This is a genomic window from Achromobacter sp. 46006 (assembly GCF_059761975.1).
This window is the reverse complement of the sequence record NZ_JCBANN010000015.1, coordinates 18091-37302: the sequence shown is the minus strand read 5'-3', so window position 1 is coordinate 37302 and position 19212 is coordinate 18091. Positions and strand designations below refer to the sequence as shown.

Sequence of the window (19212 nt, the reverse complement as noted above, 5' to 3'; positions counted from 1 at the left end):
TAGTAGCAACCCGCTACCTGCAAGTACAGTAGCGAATCGCTGTTGATTTTTTGGTAGCGAGTCGCTACCATGATTCCAGCCCTCACAGATAGTCGGGTCAACCGCAGCCTTCATTGGCCGGTGGCTGGTATCAGGGGGCTCGTCCCGCCGGCCGTGGCGCGGGCCACCGGCAACAGGGCCTGAATCGCTACCGGGGTAGCGATCCGCCACGGCCGGCCTGCGGGATGACGACGAACCGAAGGCTGGGAACAAGGAAAAAAGCATGGATAAGCATCTTGTCCGGGGGGCATCCCGATGAAATATGCGACCGAGGTGTTGGATCTCATGTCCGCGGCGCCGGGGCGCCGGTGGCGCATGGCGGAACTGGTGCGCGGTGCCTGCGGCGCGCGCGACCTGACGCGGCGGGAACGCAACGCGATGCGACAGGCGATCCTGCGGGTGCTCGAAGCCCTGCATGAAGGTGGGCAGGTGGCGCGTATCCGGCATGCGCGCAATTCGCTCAGCTATGTCTGGCGCGAAGTGCGACCCGGCGGGATTGCCGGCGAGCCTGATGCCGCGCGACAATGCATGCATGCCGTCGCGCCTGCCGCCGACTCGCCTGTGTTCCAAGGCGTCGAAGCAATGCTGCGCTGAACCGCCAGAACATCGAACACGAAGGCCCGCACCCCGCGGGCCTTTTTCATGAGAGGGTACGTTCCGAGAAGCGGGGCTCCGAGAAGAGACGTTCGCCAGCACGCCGCCGCTCATGCAGCGGTACGGCATGCACAGTGCGACATGCCGGGATTGCTTCGACGATGGTGCTTGCGCAACAATTCGTTCATGGCGTTGCGGTTCACACCGACGACCTTCCCTGGCACCGGGGACGGGCCAGGCGAATACCCGCCACGCCGACCAGCACGCAGGACCCGCTACCCCGCAACAAGCACTTGGACACCGAACACGCAACACCGAACACGCAACACCGAACACGCAACACCGAACACGCAGCATCAAGCAGACCAGGCCCGCCGACAGCGGGCCTTTTTTATGAGAGGGTACGTGTGCCCGGCCGATACGCCGGACGGCGGATGAAGCGCCTGACGCGCATGGCCCCTCGTGTTCTTTGACGCTTTCCGTACAGGCTCGCCACAGGCGGGCCTTTTTCGTTTGCACGCCCCGCGCTCTCTTCGAGAGCGTGGGGCGTTTTGTTTGGCGCCGCCCGAGAGGCGGGGCCCAGCGGCCTGCCGCCTCGCCTTTGCCTGCATGAGCGGGCCTGTCTCCCGTGCGCGGTGACCAGCAAAGGCTCGAGGCGGCAGCCCGGTGGGCGACAGCCGGAACCCGCCGCATTTCGGCCGCACGCTGTACGCAACGCGGCATGGCGCCCCGAGCGCATCAAAGTCGGCGATCCGCCTCCAGGCATCTGGATTCCCCCAACACCGCCTTCGGGCATATCAACACACAAAGGAGCTACGCATGGCGAACAGTTCGGCCACTGGCGGCTACCTGGCGCCGATCGCCATTTCTCCGCCCCTGGAGGATGCCGAGCTCGAGGCGCTGTTCCAAGGGTTCATTGCCGGCGTGGCCGGCCTGTCCCCAGACCTGGTTCGTACGCGCTGGCCTGCCGCCGGCGTGGAACCACCCGCGCAAACCGAGACCTGGTGCCTGATCGACATCCGGTCGCAAACCGCGGACGCCGGTCCGGTCATGATCCATGACCCGGCCGGGGAAGGAACTGATTCATACGTTCGGCACGAAGACATCGAGCTGCTTTGCTCGATGTTCGGCCCGCAGGCGCTGCGCCACGCGGTGCTGTTGCGCGATGGCGTCGCCGTGCCGCAGAACCGCGAAGCCTTGCTGGCGCAAGGCATGGCGGTCAGCGGCACGGAGCCGATCCTGGCCATGCATGAGCTCGTGAATCAGCAGTGGATACGGCAGTTCGACATGACCCTGCGTTTCAAGCGCCGGGTCACGCGCAGCTATCCGGTCCTGAATCTTCTGTCGGCACAGGTCACGACGCACGCCGCGTCGCTGTCTCCGACGGACAACATCAACCACCTTGCAGAGTAAGGGATTTACCATGGCTAATGGATTGCCGGTATCACGCCTGATCAATGTCACGATCAATATGTCGCCGCTCGCGGCACAGGGCGCGAGCCTGAACACCGCGCTGCTGTTGGGCTCGTCCGCGGTCATCGACACCGGCGAGCGCATGCGCTCCTATGGCGGCATCGATGCCGTCGCCGCCGATTTCGGCACCGCCGCGCCGGAGTACCGAGCGGCCCTGCTGTACTTCCAGCAGACGCCCCAGCCTTCGCAGCTTTACATCGGCCGCTGGGCCAAGGGCGCCACGTCGGCCACGCTGCGCGGCGCCGTGCTGTCGGCCGCCGAGAAACAGATGTCGGCCTGGACCGCGGTCACCGCGGGCGCCTTCACGCTGTCGGTCGACGGCGCCGCCAAGACGGTCAACGGCCTGGACTTCTCCGGCGCCACCAACCTGAACGGCGTCGCCACCATCATCTCGACGGCCCTGGCTTCGGCTGCCGTGGTGTGGAACGGCGCGCAGTTCGTCGTGACTTCCAACACCGCGGGCGCCACCTCGACCTTGGGCTACGCGTCGGCCGCTGGCGCCGGCACCGACATTTCGTCGATGCTCGGCCTGACCGCCGCCCAGGCAGCGGCGCCGGTCAGCGGCATTGCCGCCGAAACGCCGGTGGACGCGGTGGCGTTGTTCCTGGATCGCTTCGCCAACAAGTTCCTGGGCCTGGCTTTCGCCGATGCCGATATCAGCGATGCCCAGCATCTGGCCGTGGCCGGGCTGATCGAAGCCGACCAGCGCCACCTGTACGGCGTGTCGACCCAGGCGCCGCAGGTGCTGGATCCGACCAATCAGGACGACATCGCCAGCCAGTTGAAGGCGCTGAAGTACAAGTACTCGATCGTGCAGTTCTCCAGCGCCAGCCCCTACGCGGTGGCCTCGCTGCTGGGCCGCATGCTGACGGTGAACTTCAACGCCAACAACACCACCATCACGCTGATGTACAAGCAGGAGCCCGGCATCGTCGCCGAGACCCTGACCAGCAGCCAGGCCGACACGCTGGCCGCCAAGCACTGCAACGTGTTCGTCAACTACGACAACGACACGGCCATCATCCAGTACGGCGTGACGCCCAGCGGCATCTTCATCGACTCGGTCTACAACGCGATCTGGTTCCGCAACCGCGTCCAGACCGACGTCTACAACCTGCTGTACACCAGCCCGACCAAGGTGCCGCAGACCGACGCCGGCAACCAGTTGATCGCCGCGGTGATCGAGGCCGCGTGCGAGGCCGCCGTCAACAACGGCTACCTGGCCCCGGGCGTGTGGAACTCGGCCGGCTTCGGCGCCCTCAAGCAGGGCGACACGCTGGCCAAGGGCTACTACGTCTACGCGCCGGCGATTGCCACCCAGTCGCAGGCCGACCGCGAAGCGCGCAAGGCCGTCCCGTTTCAGGTCGCCGCCAAGGAAGCCGGCGCCATTCATACCGTCGACGTTCTGGTCACGGTCAACCGCTAAACAGGAGTAGCAGATGTCTACCTATTCGTTCGCTGATATCAGCGCCAGTCTCGTGGGCCCGGGCGGGGTGATTTCGCTGGGTTCCGGCTCGGGCGTGGCCGATGAAGGCATCGCCATCGCCGCCAAGGCCGAGAAAAGCGCCATGACGGTTGGGGCCGATGGCGAGATCATGCATACGTTGCGGGCCGACAAGAGCGGCACCGTGACACTGAGCTACCTGAAGACCTCGCCGGTCAACGCCCAACTGCAGGCCCTGTACGACGCCCAGTCGCTGGACAGCCGCCTGTGGGGCAAGAACCTGATCACCATCACCAACCCGGCCACGGGCGACGTGACGGCGTGCCGTTCGTGCGCGTTCAGCAAGAAGCCCGATCTTACCTACAAGAAGGACGGCGACGTGGTGAAGTGGACCTTCGACGCCGCGAAGATCGACACGGTCCTGGGAACCTACTAAGCCATGGCGCAGGAACTTGATCTGAACGGCCACCGTTACTCCATCGGGAAACTGAGCGCCAAGCAACAGTTCCATGTGTCGCGCCGCATCGCTCCGATCGTTCCTACGCTGATTCCCGTGTTCGTCCGCCTCGCGGCGGGCGGGCGCGGGATCACCGAGGATCCGGGCGGCATGGCCGATGTCCTGCAGCCGCTGGCCGATGGCCTGGCGGCGATGAAGGACGAGGACGCCGACTATGTGCTGGACGCCTGCATGCAGGCGGTCCAGCGGCGGCAGGAACATGGCTGGACCGCCATCTGGTCGGCCAGCCAGCGTGTGCCGATGTTCCCGGACATCGACCTGGCGGTCATGTTGCCGCTGACGCTGCGCGTCATCGTCGGAAGCCTCGGGCCTTTTATACAAGGGCTGCTTACCAGCCAGAGCGGCAGCCCCGAGGCGACACAGGCTGGCTGAAGAGCCTGCCCGGTGGCGAGGACTGGTTGCTGGCGCCAGTCCTCGAGGGGCTCTGCAAGTACGAGTCCCTCAAGGACGGCACCCTGGACCTGGCCGACATCGCGCTCCTGAACGACGCGCTGTTGGTGCGGGCAGACAACAAGGCGGAAGCGTACCGCCGCCACATGGCAGAGAAAAATGGCTAATACACCCGTGCTCATCGACCTGTCGGGGCTGATGGGCCCACTCAAACTCGACAAGGAAGATCTGAACGACCTCAAGAAGACCATCGGCGACTCGCGCAAGCAGAGCCTGGCCGATGCGCTGGCGGTATTCGCCGGACGGGCGAAGAGCGTTGTCGACTTCGCCGAGAACAAGATTGCCCAGTTCGAGCAAGGCTATTTCGCCGCCAAGCTGGGCGGCACCACGGGCAAGGACATGCGGGCGCTGGAGGCGGTGGCGCAGGACTTCGGAGTTTCCGCCGAGTCGATGCGCAACGGCGTCCAGGCACTGCACCGCAACGTGCGTGACGATCCCGCGATCGCGGCCCTGCTGGAAAAGCTGCACATCACCTCGAGCGATGGCGCGGGCGGCCAGCGCGACAGCGCCGACCTGATGCTGGAGTTGAGTGACGTACTCAAGCGCATGGATCCGACCCAGGCCCGGGAGACGGGCAAGAGCCTGGGGCTGGAGGCCGACGTCATGGAGGCGCTGCGCGCTCCCGAATTCGGACAGCGCCTGTCCGTGCAGCGCGATTCCGAGGAAAACAGCAGGATCGAGGCCGCCGGCGAGCGTGCCCACCAACTGATGTCGACCGTGCGTCAGTTGAGTGTCTCCGTCGACGCGATGTTCGCGCAGGCACTGTTGACCATGGGGCCGAAACTGCAGCAGACGCTCGATGGGGTTGCGGCCTGGTTCAAGGATAACGGCGAGATGGCGGGCACGCGGCTGGGCGAGATCGGCAATTTCGTCCTGTCGTTGATGTCGCTGCTGGGACCGGTAATCAGCCTGTTCACCTGGCTGGATGGCATTACCGGGGGGCTTAGCTCCCAGGTCTTGCTGCTGGTCGGTGGGTTCCTGGCGCTGGGCGGTGGCGGCGTGGTCGGCGCGCTGGTCGGGCTGGTGTCGCGGATGGGAGGCATGCGCTCGCTCATCGGCAGGCTGGGGACCAGCCTGGGTTCCCTGGCCGGCACCGTCGGTGGCCATGTGAGAAATGCCTGGTCGGCAACCAGCGGCTTCGTGCGCGGAGTCATCGGCGGGATAACGTCATTGGGCCGCGCGGCGATGACGCAGCTCGGTGGCATGGCGAGCGCGGCATGGTCCTGGTTGGGCAACATGGCGGCGCGCGGTGGCGCGCTGGTGGTCGACGGGGTCAAGGCCGCGGGGCAGACAGCGCTGCAATGGGGCAAGTCCCTGTGGGAGGCAGCCGGTTCGTGGATCGGTCGCATCGCCGATGGCGCCAAGGCCGTGGTCCGTGGCGTGGCAAGTTCGCCTGCGGCCGTGGGCGCGGGGCTGTTGCTGTACCCCAGGTCGTTGGGCGATGGCACGCTGAAATCCCTGGAGGGCACGCCGGGCTTCCCGTCAGGACAGCCCTTGCCGGGTTTCAACCTTCCGGACACCGGCATCCGGCCCGAGCACATGGACGGTGCCCGGGTCGAGCCGTGGCGCGACTACCGCTCTGGCTTCGCCACGAGCGAGACGGCCGGCGGTGTATTGGCGGCGCCCGCGCCCGCATCCGTTTCCATCAATGCCACCACGAATATCTACGTCAATGGGTCGAGCGATCCGGGCGCCACCGGAGAGGCGGTGGCCAATCAACAGAGCCGGGTCAATGCCGACCTGACGCGCAACCTGCAGGGATCTTATGGCTGACTTGAAAATCGCGGGCGCCGACATGGTTGGCCTGCTGTCGAAGAAAATCGGCGACATCGTGGTGGAGGCGACCCTGAGCGAGTCTCATGAGGACGTTCTCAAGATCACCAGCCACCCGGTGGAGTCGGGCCCGTATGGCAAATCGGCGATCAGCGACCATGCTTTCAAGCAGCCGCTGACGCTGATCCTGAAGTGCGCCTGGAGCAACGCCTCGTACCAGGCGCTCGTGGGGGCGGAGGCCAAGGACGTGGCCAATGGCAAGGCCGCGGCCGACGACTATGCGACCGCCATCTATTCCCAGTTGCTCAGCCTGCAGGAGTCGCGCGAGCCGGTGACTGTGGTCACCAGCCGGCGGCGCTACAGCGACATGTTGATCGAGAAGATTTCGGTCGACACCAGCAAGGACGCTTTCGGCGCCGTGTTCGCGACGGTGACGCTGCGCGAAGTGGTGGTGGCGCGCACCCGCAGCACATCGCTGCCGCCTTACGCGGACCAGAAAGAGAAAGAGAAGACCGCGGAAACGCAGAGCCTGGGCGTGAAGACTCCCCGGCCCGCGACGCCGTTCGGCGGCGGGTCGCTGTATTGGACATAGGAGATGCGCATGAACTATTTCGAGATACCCGTGTCGCCGATTCCGCAGGTGTTCGCGATTTCGCTGGGTGGCGACGACTATCGGTTGACCTTGCAGTATCGCGACGGCTGGATCCTGGATGTGGCCGATGACCTCGGCCAGCCGCTGGTGTCCGGCATTCCGCTGGTGACCGGCCTGAACCTGCTGGGTCAATATCGGCACCTCGGATTCGCGGGAGGATTGCGGGTGACGGGGGCGGAATCGCCCGACGACACGCCGACGTTCACCGACTTGGGCCGTGGCGCCAAGCTTTATTGGGTGGCGGACTGACATGGCCACGACCACGACAATGGAGCCGATCGCCGTGTATGGCGATCCGGTGGACGACGACGAGGGGGTGCGCCAGTGGCGCAGGAAGGTATCGCTGATCGTCGGCGACGAAGAGGCCCTCGATCTGTCGGCGCTGAGTTTCAGCTTCGCCATCAAGCGCAACGATGCCAAATCGCCCAATACCGCCACCATCAAGGTGATGAATGCCAGCCGCGAAACCGCCAGCATGGTGCAACGCGAGTTCACCCGGGTGGTGCTGCAGGCCGGCTATGAAGGCAATTACGGGGTGATCTTCCACGGCAACGTGGTGCGGGCCAAATGGGGCGGTTCGGGCGATACCGAGACCGTGCTGGATATCACGGCGGCGGACGGCGACAAGGCCTACAACTTCGCGGTGATCAACGCCACGTTGCGGAAGGGCAGCAGCCGCGCCGACAAGGTGCGGCTGCTGTGCTCGGCGATGAATCCCTATGGCGTCAGGCAGGGCTACGTCCCCGACCTGGGCGGCAAGACCTCGATCCGCGGGGCCGTGATGTCGGGCATGGTACGCAACTACATGCAGGACGTCTGCGGCAGCGCCAACACGCTGTGGAGCATCCAGGACGGCAAAGTGGTGGTAGTGCCCGAAACCGCCTACGTGCCGGGCTCGGTGCCTGTCGTTTCCCACGACACAGGCCTGGTCGGCATGCCCGAACAGACCGAAAAGGGCATCAAGCTCAGCATGTTGCTCAACCCCAGTATTCGCGTGGGCGGGCTCATCAATCTGGACAACAGCCGCATCGCCGAATACGGCTTCGAGGATCGGACCCGGAGCAAGGATGCGGCCAAGACCGATCGCAGCGAGCCGGCCCGTATCAGCAGCGACGGCTATTACTACGTGATGGAAGTCGCGCATCGCGGTCACACCCGCGACAACGACTGGTACACGGACGTCCTGTGCCTGGCCACCGATGCAACGCTGTTCCCGGGCGATCTGGGACGGGCGGGTACGCAGGGCGATGCGGCCAAACCGGCCAGTGTCGTCAAGTAGCGGGCCGTCCGGCTTCATTTCAGCAGGATGATTCATGAATCGACTAGAGAATTTGAACGATCCGGAAAGCGCGATCGACGCCGCGCTGCGCGGCGCGCTGGCGCAAACCTGGACGGCCATGCCGGCCATCATCGGCGAGTTCGACCCGGTGGCGATGACATGCACCGCGCAACCGGCCATCCGGGCGCGCGTCACCACGCCAGAGGGGCGGCAGCAAAGCGTGGCGCTGCCGCTGCTGGTGGATTGCCCCGTGTATTTTCCCGCAGGCGGCAATTGCACGCTGACTTTCCCGGTGGCCCGCGGCGACGAATGCCTGGTGGTGTTCGCGTCGCGCTGCATCGACGCCTGGTGGCAATCGGGCCAGGTGCAGGATCAGGCCGAGGTGCGGATGCATGACCTGTCCGATGGCTTTGTCTACGTGGGGGTGCGGTCGCAGCCGCGGGTGTTGCCCGCGGTCAGCACGACCACGACACAGTTGCGCAGCGACGATGGCTCGACTTTTCTGGAACTGGATCCTGCCGCCGGCAAGGTCAAGGTCGTGGCGCCGGGCGGCTTCGAGGTTGTCGCGCCGGTGTCCGAGTTTTCCGGCCAGGTGCTGGTGAACGGCCTGTTGAGCTACCTGGCCGGGCTGGTCGGTAGTGGCGGCCAGGGCAACACCGCCCAGATCACCGGCGTATTGAACGTGATCGGCCAGATCCTGGCCAACGGCAAACGGGTGGACGACACCCATACCCATATCGCCCAAGGGGCCAACGCGGTGACGACACCGCCCAACTGAGGACTCCCATGCGCTACCGAAAACTGGACGCCGCTGGCGACTATGCGTTTGGCTCGTCACGGGCCGACTTCCACCGCGACACGGCCGAGACCGTGGCGCAGGCTGTCAAGACGCGGCTGATGCTGGCGCGCGGTGAATGGTTCCTGGACGTGACCGAAGGCACGCCTTGGAACGGCGAGGTGCTGGGCAAGCAGCCCAGAGCCGGCTACGACTGGGCCATACGCCAGCGCATCCTGGGCACGGCCGGCGTGACCGGCCTGGCCGAATATTCGAGCCAGCTCGACCCGGATACCCGCGGCTTGAGCGTGACGGCATCCATTTCAACCATTTACGGCACGACCCTTGTGCAGGCGGCATTATGACGATTCTTTCCACGGGCCCGGTCATCGACGCCGCAGGCATACGCGCACCGAGCTACGGTGAGGTGCTGCAGTATTTCAAGCAGCAATACCGCGGCATCTATGGCGCGGATACCTATCTCGAGGCGGACAGCCAGGACGGCCAATTGCTGGCCGTGTTCGCCCTGGCCGTCCATGAGGCCAACACGGCCGCAATCAATGTGTACAACGCGTTCTCGCCCGCCACCGCTGCCGATGCGGCGCTGTCGAGCAACGTCAAGATCAACGGCCTGGCCCGTGGCGTGGCGACGCGCTCGTCCGTGGACCTGCGCATCGTGGGGCAGGGTGGCGTCACCATCGTCGATGGCGTGGCCACCGATGCCAACCGCGGCCGCTGGCTGCTGCCGGCCAGCGTGACCATTCCGCCGGATGGCGAGATCACCGTCACGGCGCTGAGCCAGACGCTGGGCGCCGTGACCGCGGCGGCGGGCAGCATCAACCAGATTGGCACGCCGACGCTGGGCTGGCAGTCCGTCGAGAATCCAGCCGCGGCGACGCCGGGGGCGCCGGTCGAGAGCGATGCCGCCCTGCGGGTGCGACAGGCCATGTCGGTGGCCCTGCCATCGCGCAGCGTGCTGGAAGGCACCATCGGCGCGGTGGCATCGGTGCCCGGCGTGTTGCGCCATGCCGCCTTCGAGAACGATACCGCAGCGGCCGACGCGCATGGTCTGCCGCCGCACAGCATTGCCCTGGTGGTCGATGGCGGCGACGCGGCGCGGATCGCCCAGGCGATCGCCGCCAAAAAGACGCCCGGCACCGGCACGCACGGCACCACCACGGTGGTGGTGACGGACATCTACGGCATTGCGCATCGCATCCGCTTTTTCCGGCCCACCCTCGTGCCGCTCTCGGTGCAGGTGCAGATGCGTGCGCTGCCAGGCTACACCACGGCCATCGGGCTGGCAGTGCGGCAGGCGATCGCGGACTACATCAATGGCGTGGCGATCGGCGGCGGCGCCAGCGCCTCGGTGGAGTGGGCCGACGCCATCTCCGCAGCCAACAGCGTGCCCGGCAATGGCATGTTCAAGATATCCGGCCTGACCCTGCGCGGCCCGGCCGGCAACGGCGCGCCGGACGTGCCGCTGGCCTTCAACGAAGCCGCCGCGGCAACGCCGGACGACGTGACACTCACGGTGACCTGACATGGCCAACTCTGACGACTATATCGCGCGGCTGTCTGCCTACCATCGCGCCAAGCCCCGTTTCCGTGCCACGGTCGCCATGCTGTGCGGCGCGGCCGCAGGCGTGCGCGAGCTATATGGCGGCATGCCGGCGGCGTTCGACCTGGACCGGGCCATCGGCGCGCAGTTGGACGCCGTGGGGCGCTGGGTGGGGCTGGACCGCAGGGTCAACACACCGATCGCCAACGTGTACTTCTCGCACGACATCGACGGCCTGGGCTTCGACCAGGGCGTGTGGCAAGGCCCGTTCGATCCGGACAGCGGCCTGACCGAGCTGGACGACGATACCTACCGCCTGCTGCTGCGCGCCAAGATCGGGGCGAATCATTGGGACGGCACCCTGGAGACATCGGCGGCGATCCTGGACCGCATCTTCGGTGGCGGCACGCACGTGTTCATTCAGGACAACGGCGACATGTCGGTGGATATCGGCGTCGCCGGCACGCCGCCGTCCGCGCTGTTCCTGGCACTGCTGACGGGCGGGTACATCCCGCTCAAGCCGGAGGGCGTGCGCATCAGCTACTACGTCATCCCCTCGCAAGAGGGGCCTCTGTTCGGTTTTGACGTTCAAAACCACTACATCTCGGGGTTCGACAGCGGACTCTGGGGTTCGCTTTTTGCCGGTTGAATAAGGAAAATTCCGTGGCTATCAATCAAATTCTTCCCTTCGGCACCGTGCCCGGCGCCAACGTGCTCGCTCCCGAGGACTACCAGGCGCTGGCCGCCAGGCTGGGCGGCTTCGCGGCCGGCACGGCCAAATCCAAGGAACTCAACACCGTCTGGCGCCAGGCGTCCTTCGTGGCCGCCATGATCGGCCAGTACATCGCCGACAAGGCCGGCCAGGACGTGCTGGACGACGGCGACCTGGCCGCGCTGCAGGCCAAATTCGTGGCGGCGCTGGCGGAGTCGCCAGCGCTGACGGGAACGCCGACGGCCCCGACGCCGGCCGCCAGTGACAAGAGCACCCGCGTCGCGACGACGGCTTTCGTGGCGGGCAATTTTCCGAGGGTCTACTCGATCAATGCGCTGCCGACGCAGGACGTGGGGCCCATCATCGTCGCGGAGTGCAGTGAAGTCTGGACCTGGGGGACTTCTGCATTTCACACCGGCTACCGTTCGCCATTGTCGGGCCAGATCGCCTATTTCCCATTTTCGAAAGTGCCGTACGGGTGGATGCGGGCCAATGGCGCGGCAGCTTCGGTCAGTGCATACGCTGCCATGGCCTCGGCGATCTATTGCGGCGATGCATTGAATGCCACAGCGCAGGTGGGGTATCGCTGCAGCAATGCTGCCGATCCGGCGAATTCGCGCAGCATTACCGGCGCCTACATTGTGCTGCCTGATTTGCGTGGCGAGTTCGTGCGGGGATGGGACGATGGACGTGGGGCAGACGTTGGACGACAGTTGGCAACGAGTCAGCGCGCATCGCGTGTGATTGGTTCCGTCAGCAATCCATCTTTTCCGTATCTTTCGGGTAGCGGTGAATGGCGGTACAGCACCGAAAACGGTAGCGCTTCGTTCAAAGTAGGAGATGCCTACACCGAAGGCTTCGATATGACTAGTGGAACTGGTTCATTCCTCGCTGGATGGTCCTACGTGACTATGGGCACTACTGCATCGCTGGCCTCCGTTCGCCCGCGCAACGTTTCACTGCTCGCTTGCATCAAATACTAAGGAGATTCTTCATGGAAAAGATCGTTTCGCAACTGAATTCCGATGGCTTCTATGTGGGCCCGGCTATCGCCGACATGTCTCCCCTCGAGCCAGGTGTGTTTCTGATGCCGGGCGGCGCAGTTGACATCGCGCCACCCGAAAGCATGGAAAATGACAAGCGCTACAGAGTCGTGGACGGGCGGTGGTCGGCAGAGGCTCTTCCTGATCCCAATTTGCCCTTTCAACCGGCCTTGCCGAACGACGAGCAACAAGAGCGAGGCGCACGCGCTCGGCGCGATGCACTGTTGGCACGCGCGGCGCAGCACATTGCGCCGTTGCAGGATGCAGTTGACCTCGACATCGCAACCGAGGTCGAACGGACGTCCCTGATGGCCTGGAAGAACTATCGGGTTCTATTGAACCGAGTATCCGGGCAGACAGGCTTTCCGGCAACGATTGACTGGCCGGTTGAACCGGCCTGATTGATTGAGCCGCATCGATTCCCGCTCAGGCGGGATTTTTTTCGTCGAGAGCGCTGATGCTCACGGGAGGCAGCAATGCGCACCGTCGACAGGAGCGGTGTAACCATGGAACCGGGATCAACGGGTTTGGGCGGATTTGCCGCCCTGAAAATTGCGCTGGCCTTCGGCATGCCGGCGGCGATGGCGGCGTTGATCGGCATGTTGCTGATGCCGCCGCGAACACCGCGCGAGTTCGTCGCGCGCACCGCCTGTACGGTGGTCAGTTCTTTTCTGTTCGGGCCGTTGCTTGCGATCGGCATGATCGCATGGATGCCCGACATCATGTCGTCCGCGTACTGGATGGCGCAACGTACCGGGCTGGGCGAGGATGGGCTGCTCGCCATGTTCTATGTGCTCGGCCCCTGCATGCTGCTGGCGGGACTGCCGGCATGGTGGGTATTGGGCGCCTACCTGCGCCTGACCGCCAAGTTGCAGAACCAGGACCTGGTGGATTGGGCGGTGGATATCCGGCGCAAGACGCTCGGCGTGGAGATTCAATCGGACAAGGAGGACGGACATGACGCTTGACCAGGTCATGGAATTCGCGCTGCGCCCGGCGTTGGCGCTATTGCCCGCGCGCATGGGCACCGACGAGGCGCGCTGCATGCTGTTGGCGGTCGGGTTGCAGGAAAGCCGCTTCGTGTACCGACGCCAGATCGGCGGGCCGGCGCGTGGCTTCTGGCAGTTCGAGAAGGGCACCCGCGCCAGCCGCGGCGGCGTGTGGGGGGTGTATCTGCATGCCGCCAGCCGGGATTACCTGGCGCTGCTGTGCCAGGCGCGCAGTGTGGCCTGCGATCCGGATGCGGTCTACGCCGCGCTCGAATACGACGATGTACTGGCTGCCGGTGTCGCGCGACTGCTGTTGTGGACCGATCCGCGGGCGTTGCCGCCAGTCGGAGAGACGGCGGCGGCCTGGGCGCTGTACCTGCGCACCTGGCGCCCCGGCAAACCCTGGCCCGATAGCTGGAGCGGTCTGTATCAACAGGCCGTCGCGGCCGTCCGTGGGCGAGCGGACAGGAGGGCGAGCGATGTTGCAGCAGTGGATTAAGCGGGGCCTCGGCCTGATGGCGGCGGTGCTGGCGGCCCTGGCGGCCGTGGCCGGGGCGTATTGTCGGGGGCGGGCCATGGGCCGGGCGCAGGAACGCTCGGACAGTGCGGCCCGCCTCCAGGAGCGGGCCGCACAGGCCCGCAAGGAGAGCAGGGATGTGGAGGAAACGGTGGCCCGCCGCAATGACGATGCCGTGGTTGATCGCCTCAAGTCTGGGTGGGTGCGCGCCGCTCGCCCCCCGGACAGGGATTGAGTACTGCGATCATGCCCGGCCGGTGTACTTCAATTCCGCGGCCGAGGTCGATGCGACGCCGGCGGCGGTTCGGCGGCAGATACTGGTTCACAACGAGATGGTTGCCAGGCTCTGTTTTTGAGGTAAATTGGGGACGCGATTTTCCGTTGAAGGCAAACCGGCTCGCCGGCACGGAATGGGTGATCGACAGGTGGGTCGTGGTCTGGATCTGCAATAATTTCTGGTTTTCCGTCCTGCTGGACTTGGCGTCCGGCTGACAGTTCCAGGAGAGGCGCCATGAGTCAGAAAGTGTGGTGTCGGCAAACGTCTTGCCCGGCGCGCCCGCGGCGGGAAAAATAACATGGCTGACGGCGAAATCCTGGCGGCCACGCGGGTTCGTCCGCGCTACCGGTATTCGATGCGGACCGGTTTGCTGGCGCTGGTGTTCGCCTGTATCGCGCCGGCGCTGGTGGTGGCGTCGATTGCCGTCTATGAAAGCTACCTGATCCAGAAAGAGCGGATTTTCCGCGACACGATTTTCCTGGCCCGCAACCTGACCGCCATTCTCGACCGGGAAATGACCGGGGTCGAGGCGGGTTTGCAGATGCTGGCGACCTCTCCCGACCTGATTGGCGGCGACCTGGCCGGATTCCACCAGCGTGCCCGCGAAACGATCAAGTTCCAGATCGTCGACAGCTACGTGCTGACCGACAAGACAGGGCATCAGGTACTCAACACCTTGGTGCCTTACGGCACGGCATTGCCGCAGTCGGCGGTGTCACAAGAGCTGGCCACGGTTTTCCGGGCTCGCGAGCCTGTGTTGAGCAGCCTGTTCACCGGCGCGGTCAGCCATGCCCCGACGCTTGCGCTCGGAGTGCCGGTGGTGCGCGGCCAGGACGTCATATACAGTCTCAATGTGGGCCTGTCGCCGGAGCGCATCGGCAACGTGCTGGGGCGCCGCGGCCTGCCGGATGGCTGGGTGGCGGCGGTACTGGACAAGGACGGCACCATCATCGCGCGCACTCGCGATACGGCAAGGTTCGTCGGCCAGAAGGCCGTGCCGGCGCTGGCGCGGGCGGTGCGGGCGGAAAGCGAAGGTTCGCTCGAGACCACCACCAAGGAGGGTACGCCGGTCTATACCGCCTTCAACCGTTCCGCCCTGACGGGTTGGACGGTCGCCGCCGGCGCGCCGATGACGCTGGTGACGACCGATCTGTATCGTTCGATCGCCTGGCTGGCGCTGGGAACCTTGGCGGCATTCGGGTTGGGCCTGTGGCTGGCGTTACGGCTGGCCAATCGCCTGACCTCGGCGGTACAGGGACTGGTGGGGCCTGCGCTGGCGCTGGGGGATGGCCGGACCGTCGAACTGCCCGACACCCGCGTCAAGGAAGCCGAGGAAGTGGGCACGGCGTTGCTGCAGGCCTCGCGCATGCTGGCGCGCGCGCAGCATCTGGCGCACTACGATCCCCTCACTGGACTATGCAACCGGGTGCTGTTCGGCGAACTGGTGCTGCGCGAGTTGGCGGTGGCGCAGCGTAGCGGGCAGTCATTCGCCATTCTCGCGATCGACCTGGATGGCTTCAAGTCCGTCAATGACCTGCACGGCCACGCTGCCGGCGACACCGTGCTGAAAGAGGCGGCCGATCGCATGGCTCGCGCCATCCGCGTTTCGGACGTGGCGGCGCGGCTGGGAGGCGACGAGTTCGCCGTGCTGTTGTTGGAAACCGATCTCGACGGGGCCCAGGCGGTTGCCGAAGCGCTGGTCGAAAGCCTGTCGCTGCCGTATCCAAAGATCCGGGTGGCGGTATCTGCCAGCATCGGGATCGCCGTGTACCCGCAGTCCGGGGGCACCATGTTGCAGTTGCTGGAGCGTGCCGATGTCGCCCTGTACCGGGCCAAGGGCCTGGGCAAGCGGCGGGTGGCATCCGACGGCTGAGACCCGTTTCCGGTTTTCGCTAAACTGCGTCGTTGCGGCGCGTGTTGTCCGGCGCGGCGCAGCGGTTGTAAATCGGGCAGTCGGAAAAAGTAATGCAATTCGTTCACAGCCGGAAGACGGCGACGTGCGCGGGTCTGATGGCTGTCCTGCTCTGGGGCACCGTCGTTGGCCTGATCCGTAGTGTCAGCGAGCGCTTCGGACCGATCGGCGGCGCGGCCCTGATCTACACCGTCGGTTCGCTGTTCCTGGTACTGCTGTTGGGACTTCCCCGTGTGGGCACGTTTCCGCGCCGCTATCTGCTGTCCGGCAGCGTTCTGTTCGTCGCCTACGAAATCTGCCTGTCGCTGTCGCTGGGATTTGCCGCCAACCGTGGCCAGGCCATCGAACTGGGCATAGTCAATTACCTCTGGCCGTGCTTGACCGTCATCCTGGCGATACTGATCAACGGCCAGCGCGCCGGTGCCTGGGTCGTGCCGGGCATTGCGCTGTCACTGTGCGGCATCGTCTGGGTGGTTGGCGGCGATGGCGGCATCTCGTGGCAAGGCGTGGTCGCCAATGTCTCGAGCAATCCGCTCAGTTATGGCCTGGCATTCAGCGGCGCCATCATATGGGCTGTTTACTGCAACGTCACCAAGCGCTACGCGGACGGCAAGAATGGCGTTGCGCTGTTCTTCATATTGACCGCGACGACGCTGTGGATCAAATACGGCTTTAGCGCCGAACCGCCGCTGGCCTTCGACGGCGCCGCCGTGCTGGAACTGTGCGTGACGGGCGGCGCCATGGCGGCCGGTTACGCGTTATGGAACCTGGGCATTCTGAAAGGCAATCTGACGCTGTTGGCCACGGCTTCGTATTTCACGCCGGTGCTGTCGACTTTTTTCGCGGCGTTGTGGCTGTCTACCCGTCTGAGCGCGGCCTTCTGGCAAGGCGTGGCCATGGTGACCGCCGGTTCGCTGATCTGCTGGGCGGCAACGCGCGGTCGTCCGGCCCGGGGCGGTTAGCCTGGGGCCGGAGCCGGGCCGGGCGCCAGCCGCGACGCGGCGACTGGCTCAGTCCAATACCATGGTCTGCGCCACGGCGTAGCCCAGCGGAATGAGCAAAAGGGAAGCGAACAGGGAACTGACAATCGCCGCCGATATCTTCAGCCAGGGCTCGGGGCCCGCGCTTTGAATCGTTTGCACCACCAACGCGACGATACCCACAACCATCAAACAGCTGATTACCACTGCTACGTAAGTCATGATGTCTCCGTCCTCGCCTGATTAAGGGATTGCGGCGCCGCTGGTACGGTCTAGGTGTTTGGTCTGATTGTGCGCCTGTATTGGGAGGCATGGCGCTAGGGTTTTCCAGGCTACGGGCGCGCGATGTGGCGTTTTTGCCGCGCACCCCGCAGCATGAAATCAGTGTGCGTCGCAGCATTTTCGGACCGCCGCGAGGGCTGCGCGTTGGGCTACGATGGCGGTGTCGACTCATTTTCCAAGCCGCGCCATCATGCCGCAACGACTCCGCCCCGGTACCCGCGCCACATTGCAGGTCAGGCAATTGCTGCCGGGCGAGTTCGCCTGGATCATCACCTTGCTGGACCCGGACACGGGCAATGTGCGCAGCACCAATTATTCCGAACGCCGCTACCCCAGCCAGGACGAGGCCTCGGCCGCCGGCAAGGCAGCCGTGGTGGAATTTCTCGGCGCCGACGGCCGCAATCGCGACGAACGCCGGTCGCCCGGACCCTGACGCCAGTGTCCCCGCCAGCGCCTGCACAGCCCTCGATCGAGGGCTTTTTTGCATCCGGCTTTCGGAAAGGGGGGGCTGGGCACGGCGCTTGCTGACTCGTGGGGCAGGCGCGTTTGGCGCCGACGAGGAGATCCACCATGCAGCACGCTTCCCACCGTCCCCCGGGTGCACCGGATGAGGCCCCCGCCGACGATCCGCCGTTGCCGGGCAAGCCTTCCCGGGACGATCCGCCCGCGCGTCCGAATCCGGCGCCCGACGATCCCGCCCCGCCCGATATAACGCCGCCCGCGCCCGATCCGCGCGCGCCGGGCACCATCGATCTGGCTTGATCGGCCGATCCATCCCCTGACCAACAAGGAGGTCCGCATGCGTTCCATTTTGCTATGGCTGCTCGGCGTGCCCATCCCAATCATCATCCTGCTGGCGCTGTTCTGGCATTGATAGTCGGTTTGACGCCGCGCGGCAATGGCCGCGCGACCTGAACAAGGAAACGACCATGGAAAATGCAATATCGGCAAGCCGCGCCCATGATGGCGCAATTCCGGTGCGCGAATCGACCGTGTCCGCGGTCTCCTGGGCGGCGGTGCTGGCCGGCGCGGTGATCGCCGCGGCGCTGTCGCTGGCCCTCTTGGCGGGCGGCTCTGGCCTGGGTCTGCTGTCGGTCTCGCCTTGGGGCGACGAGGGGCTGTCGGCTCCGGCGGTAGGCATCGGGATCATTGCCTGGATGCTGTTCACGCAAGTCGTGGCCTACGGGATTGGCGGCTATGTCGCCGGCCGCTTGCGGACCAAATGGGTCGATGCGCACATTGACGAGGTGTACTTTCGCGATACCGCGCACGGCTTCCTGGTGTGGGCGTTGAGCGCCGTTGTCAGCGCGGCGCTGCTGGGCTCGGCGTTGGCCACCCTGGCGTCGGGCGCGGCCAAGGCCGGGGCCTCGGTGGCGGCCGGAGCCGGGGCGGCGGTGACCGCGACCGCGGCTGCCGGTGCGGCCGGTGACATGGATCATGCCGGCGATTACTTCACTGACCTGCTCTTGCGTTCCGATCGTCCCGAGGCTGGCGGCGACCGCGCCGCGGCGCGAGCCGAAGTGGGGCGCATCGTTGCGATGAGCCTGGCGCGCGGCGAGATGGCGCCGGCGGACCGCGACTATGTCGCCAAGGTGGTCGCGGCCCAGGCAGGCATTGATCCGGCCGCGGCGCAGCAGCGCGTCAACCAGACGTTGCAAAAGGCCCGCCAGGCTCTCGAGGATGCCAAGCGCGAGGCGCGCGCCGCGGCCGACCAGGCACGCAAGGCGGCCGCGACCCTGGCGCTATGGGGCTTCGCGTCCATGTTGATCGGCGCTTTCGTGGCCAGCCTGTGTGCTACCTGGGGTGGACGGCGTCGCGATTTACCGTTCAAGCCGTAGCATGGCTCACGGCAACGCTCCTGCCGGTCTGGCACCGCCGCGCCGTGGGGCGACAGGCCGGGAAAATGAAAAAGGCCTTCACCGAAGTGAAGGCCTTTGAATTCT

The 19212-nt window shown here is 65.5% G+C and carries 25 protein-coding genes; 23 read left to right on the top strand and 2 right to left on the bottom strand.

What is annotated here, in order from left to right:
- Positions 1-294 precede the first annotated feature (294 nt).
- The 18 genes from AC6LKG_RS10475 (at position 295) to AC6LKG_RS10390 (ending at position 13800) form a co-directional block, all read left to right on the top strand.
- Positions 295-633: a hypothetical protein gene (locus tag AC6LKG_RS10475; RefSeq protein ID WP_498164254.1), complete on the top strand. Its 339-nt coding sequence runs from the start codon at positions 295-297 to the stop codon at positions 631-633.
- An 819-nt stretch (positions 634-1452) separates the two neighbouring features.
- Positions 1453-2046, top strand: a complete 594-nt coding sequence (locus AC6LKG_RS10470) for a phage neck terminator protein (protein ID WP_498164253.1) — start codon at positions 1453-1455, stop codon at positions 2044-2046.
- Positions 2047-2056: 10 nt separating this feature from the next.
- Positions 2057-3532, top strand: coding sequence for a DUF3383 domain-containing protein (locus AC6LKG_RS10465; RefSeq protein ID WP_498164252.1), 1476 nt, complete (start codon positions 2057-2059; stop codon positions 3530-3532).
- Between the two features lie 13 nt (positions 3533-3545).
- Complete coding sequence (locus tag AC6LKG_RS10460) at positions 3546-3986, top strand: tail tube family protein (protein WP_498164251.1); 441 nt, start codon at positions 3546-3548, stop codon at positions 3984-3986.
- A 3-nt stretch (positions 3987-3989) separates the two neighbouring features.
- The gene (locus tag AC6LKG_RS10455; protein ID WP_498164250.1) at positions 3990-4439 is read left to right on the top strand and encodes a phage tail assembly chaperone; all 450 of its coding nucleotides are present in this window, start codon (positions 3990-3992) and stop codon (positions 4437-4439) included.
- Between the two features lie 26 nt (positions 4440-4465).
- Positions 4466-4624, top strand: coding sequence for a DUF6889 family protein (locus tag AC6LKG_RS10450; protein WP_498164249.1), 159 nt, complete (start codon positions 4466-4468; stop codon positions 4622-4624).
- Entirely contained in the window at positions 4617-6290 is a 1674-nt protein-coding gene (locus AC6LKG_RS10445; protein ID WP_498164248.1) for a phage tail protein, read from the top strand. Before AC6LKG_RS10450 ends, AC6LKG_RS10445 begins: the two co-directional genes overlap by 8 nt.
- On the top strand, positions 6283-6882 hold the full coding sequence (locus AC6LKG_RS10440) for a phage baseplate protein (RefSeq protein ID WP_498164247.1): 600 nt from the start codon (positions 6283-6285) through the stop codon (positions 6880-6882). Before AC6LKG_RS10445 ends, AC6LKG_RS10440 begins: the two co-directional genes overlap by 8 nt.
- Before the next feature lie 9 nt (positions 6883-6891).
- A complete protein-coding gene (locus tag AC6LKG_RS10435) occupies positions 6892-7191 on the top strand; it encodes a phage baseplate plug family protein (protein WP_498164246.1) in 300 nt (99 codons plus the stop codon).
- A gap of 1 nt (position 7192) precedes the next feature.
- On the top strand, positions 7193-8221 hold the full coding sequence (locus tag AC6LKG_RS10430) for a phage protein (protein WP_498164245.1): 1029 nt from the start codon (positions 7193-7195) through the stop codon (positions 8219-8221).
- A gap of 34 nt (positions 8222-8255) precedes the next feature.
- Positions 8256-8999 (top strand): Gp138 family membrane-puncturing spike protein, encoded by a 744-nt coding sequence (locus AC6LKG_RS10425; RefSeq protein ID WP_498164244.1) that lies wholly within the window; start codon positions 8256-8258, stop codon positions 8997-8999.
- 8 nt (positions 9000-9007) lie between these two features.
- Entirely contained in the window at positions 9008-9361 is a 354-nt protein-coding gene (locus AC6LKG_RS10420) for a contractile injection system sheath initiator (RefSeq protein WP_498164243.1), read from the top strand.
- Positions 9358-10539, top strand: coding sequence for a baseplate J/gp47 family protein (locus AC6LKG_RS10415; protein WP_498164242.1), 1182 nt, complete (start codon positions 9358-9360; stop codon positions 10537-10539). Before AC6LKG_RS10420 ends, AC6LKG_RS10415 begins: the two co-directional genes overlap by 4 nt.
- 1 nt (position 10540) lies before the next feature.
- Positions 10541-11206, top strand: a complete 666-nt coding sequence (locus AC6LKG_RS10410; RefSeq protein ID WP_498164241.1) for a DUF2612 domain-containing protein — start codon at positions 10541-10543, stop codon at positions 11204-11206.
- A 14-nt stretch (positions 11207-11220) separates the two neighbouring features.
- Complete coding sequence (locus AC6LKG_RS10405; RefSeq protein ID WP_498164240.1) at positions 11221-12252, top strand: tail fiber protein; 1032 nt, start codon at positions 11221-11223, stop codon at positions 12250-12252.
- An 11-nt stretch (positions 12253-12263) separates the two neighbouring features.
- The gene (locus AC6LKG_RS10400) at positions 12264-12713 is read left to right on the top strand and encodes a tail fiber assembly protein (RefSeq protein ID WP_498164239.1); all 450 of its coding nucleotides are present in this window, start codon (positions 12264-12266) and stop codon (positions 12711-12713) included.
- 75 nt (positions 12714-12788) lie between these two features.
- Positions 12789-13280, top strand: coding sequence for a hypothetical protein (locus AC6LKG_RS10395; RefSeq protein WP_498164238.1), 492 nt, complete (start codon positions 12789-12791; stop codon positions 13278-13280).
- Positions 13270-13800: a hypothetical protein gene (locus tag AC6LKG_RS10390; RefSeq protein WP_498164237.1), complete on the top strand. Its 531-nt coding sequence runs from the start codon at positions 13270-13272 to the stop codon at positions 13798-13800. Before AC6LKG_RS10395 ends, AC6LKG_RS10390 begins: the two co-directional genes overlap by 11 nt.
- A gap of 206 nt (positions 13801-14006) precedes the next feature.
- Here the strand turns inward: AC6LKG_RS10390 and AC6LKG_RS10385 are convergent, their stop codons facing one another.
- Positions 14007-14267, bottom strand: a complete 261-nt coding sequence (locus AC6LKG_RS10385) for a hypothetical protein (RefSeq protein ID WP_498164236.1) — start codon at positions 14265-14267, stop codon at positions 14007-14009.
- Positions 14268-14393: 126 nt separating this feature from the next.
- Here AC6LKG_RS10385 and AC6LKG_RS10380 point away from each other — a divergent pair, with 126 nt between their 5' ends.
- Together AC6LKG_RS10380 and yddG are read left to right on the top strand one after the other, a co-directional pair.
- Positions 14394-15968, top strand: a complete 1575-nt coding sequence (locus AC6LKG_RS10380; protein WP_498164235.1) for a diguanylate cyclase — start codon at positions 14394-14396, stop codon at positions 15966-15968.
- 92 nt (positions 15969-16060) lie between these two features.
- A complete protein-coding gene (gene yddG, locus AC6LKG_RS10375; protein WP_498164234.1) occupies positions 16061-16969 on the top strand; it encodes an aromatic amino acid DMT transporter YddG in 909 nt (302 codons plus the stop codon).
- Positions 16970-17017: 48 nt separating this feature from the next.
- On the opposite strand, the gene AC6LKG_RS10370 is transcribed toward yddG, so the two are convergent.
- Positions 17018-17209 carry a hypothetical protein gene (locus tag AC6LKG_RS10370; RefSeq protein ID WP_175135849.1) on the bottom strand — a complete coding sequence of 64 codons (192 nt, stop codon included), beginning with the start codon at positions 17207-17209 and terminating at the stop codon, positions 17018-17020.
- Between the two features lie 250 nt (positions 17210-17459).
- Between AC6LKG_RS10370 and AC6LKG_RS10365 the strand changes: the two genes are divergently transcribed.
- The 3 genes from AC6LKG_RS10365 (at position 17460) to AC6LKG_RS10355 (ending at position 19107) form a co-directional block, all read left to right on the top strand.
- Positions 17460-17702, top strand: a complete 243-nt coding sequence (locus AC6LKG_RS10365; RefSeq protein ID WP_498164233.1) for a hypothetical protein — start codon at positions 17460-17462, stop codon at positions 17700-17702.
- A gap of 137 nt (positions 17703-17839) precedes the next feature.
- The gene (locus AC6LKG_RS10360; protein WP_498164232.1) at positions 17840-18031 is read left to right on the top strand and encodes a hypothetical protein; all 192 of its coding nucleotides are present in this window, start codon (positions 17840-17842) and stop codon (positions 18029-18031) included.
- Positions 18032-18198: 167 nt separating this feature from the next.
- Entirely contained in the window at positions 18199-19107 is a 909-nt protein-coding gene (locus AC6LKG_RS10355; RefSeq protein ID WP_498164231.1) for a hypothetical protein, read from the top strand.
- Positions 19108-19212 lie beyond the last annotated feature (105 nt).

Bases quoted from the DNA above. Each gene is read 5' to 3' on its own strand.
- AC6LKG_RS10475 (WP_498164254.1), top strand. From the start codon at position 295: ATGAAATATGCGACCGAGGTGTTGGATCTCATGTCCGCGGCGCCGGGG.
- AC6LKG_RS10470 (WP_498164253.1), top strand. From the start codon at position 1,453: ATGGCGAACAGTTCGGCCACTGGCGGCTACCTGGCGCCGATCGCCATT.
- AC6LKG_RS10465 (WP_498164252.1), top strand. From the start codon at position 2,057: ATGGCTAATGGATTGCCGGTATCACGCCTGATCAATGTCACGATCAAT.
- AC6LKG_RS10460 (WP_498164251.1), top strand. From the start codon at position 3,546: ATGTCTACCTATTCGTTCGCTGATATCAGCGCCAGTCTCGTGGGCCCG.
- AC6LKG_RS10455 (WP_498164250.1), top strand. From the start codon at position 3,990: ATGGCGCAGGAACTTGATCTGAACGGCCACCGTTACTCCATCGGGAAA.
- AC6LKG_RS10445 (WP_498164248.1), top strand. From the start codon at position 4,617: ATGGCTAATACACCCGTGCTCATCGACCTGTCGGGGCTGATGGGCCCA.
- AC6LKG_RS10440 (WP_498164247.1), top strand. From the start codon at position 6,283: ATGGCTGACTTGAAAATCGCGGGCGCCGACATGGTTGGCCTGCTGTCG.
- AC6LKG_RS10435 (WP_498164246.1), top strand. From the start codon at position 6,892: ATGAACTATTTCGAGATACCCGTGTCGCCGATTCCGCAGGTGTTCGCG.
- AC6LKG_RS10430 (WP_498164245.1), top strand. From the start codon at position 7,193: ATGGCCACGACCACGACAATGGAGCCGATCGCCGTGTATGGCGATCCG.
- AC6LKG_RS10425 (WP_498164244.1), top strand. From the start codon at position 8,256: ATGAATCGACTAGAGAATTTGAACGATCCGGAAAGCGCGATCGACGCC.
- AC6LKG_RS10420 (WP_498164243.1), top strand. From the start codon at position 9,008: ATGCGCTACCGAAAACTGGACGCCGCTGGCGACTATGCGTTTGGCTCG.
- AC6LKG_RS10415 (WP_498164242.1), top strand. From the start codon at position 9,358: ATGACGATTCTTTCCACGGGCCCGGTCATCGACGCCGCAGGCATACGC.
- AC6LKG_RS10410 (WP_498164241.1), top strand. From the start codon at position 10,541: ATGGCCAACTCTGACGACTATATCGCGCGGCTGTCTGCCTACCATCGC.
- AC6LKG_RS10400 (WP_498164239.1), top strand. From the start codon at position 12,264: ATGGAAAAGATCGTTTCGCAACTGAATTCCGATGGCTTCTATGTGGGC.
- AC6LKG_RS10395 (WP_498164238.1), top strand. From the start codon at position 12,789: ATGCGCACCGTCGACAGGAGCGGTGTAACCATGGAACCGGGATCAACG.
- AC6LKG_RS10390 (WP_498164237.1), top strand. From the start codon at position 13,270: ATGACGCTTGACCAGGTCATGGAATTCGCGCTGCGCCCGGCGTTGGCG.
- AC6LKG_RS10380 (WP_498164235.1), top strand. From the start codon at position 14,394: ATGGCTGACGGCGAAATCCTGGCGGCCACGCGGGTTCGTCCGCGCTAC.
- yddG (WP_498164234.1), top strand. From the start codon at position 16,061: ATGCAATTCGTTCACAGCCGGAAGACGGCGACGTGCGCGGGTCTGATG.
- AC6LKG_RS10370 (WP_175135849.1), bottom strand. From the start codon at position 17,209: ATGACTTACGTAGCAGTGGTAATCAGCTGTTTGATGGTTGTGGGTATC.
- AC6LKG_RS10365 (WP_498164233.1), top strand. From the start codon at position 17,460: ATGCCGCAACGACTCCGCCCCGGTACCCGCGCCACATTGCAGGTCAGG.
- AC6LKG_RS10360 (WP_498164232.1), top strand. From the start codon at position 17,840: ATGCAGCACGCTTCCCACCGTCCCCCGGGTGCACCGGATGAGGCCCCC.
- AC6LKG_RS10355 (WP_498164231.1), top strand. From the start codon at position 18,199: ATGGAAAATGCAATATCGGCAAGCCGCGCCCATGATGGCGCAATTCCG.